At 71.6% G+C, this 236-nt stretch carries 1 protein-coding gene; it reads left to right on the forward strand.

Annotated features, from left to right (window positions below):
• Positions 1 to 236: hypothetical protein (locus tag QMX81_RS20940; RefSeq protein ID WP_282264413.1), on the forward strand; the 236-nt coding region annotated here is incomplete at both ends.

The following is a 236-nucleotide window of genomic DNA, read 5'->3' on the forward strand; positions in this document are numbered from 1 at the left end:
ATGGCGATGCGCGCCTTGAAGGCGACGCGGATGTACGCCTGGCCCAGGCGGTGATCGGGCAGTCGCTGAACGTGGCGGCGGCCGGGGCGCTGGATATGCGTACTGCCACGGTCGGCGGCGATGCGCAGCTTCGCAGCGGCGGGGCGATGGGCATTGGCGAGCTGCAGGCGCAGGGGGCAATGAACGCGGCTACCGGTGCCGCGCTGGTGGCGCAGACACTGTCTTCCGGTGCGGCG

It is taken from the genome of Stenotrophomonas sp. PS02301 (assembly GCF_029959485.1).
Taxonomy (GTDB): Bacteria; Pseudomonadota; Gammaproteobacteria; order Xanthomonadales; family Xanthomonadaceae; genus Stenotrophomonas; species Stenotrophomonas maltophilia_Z.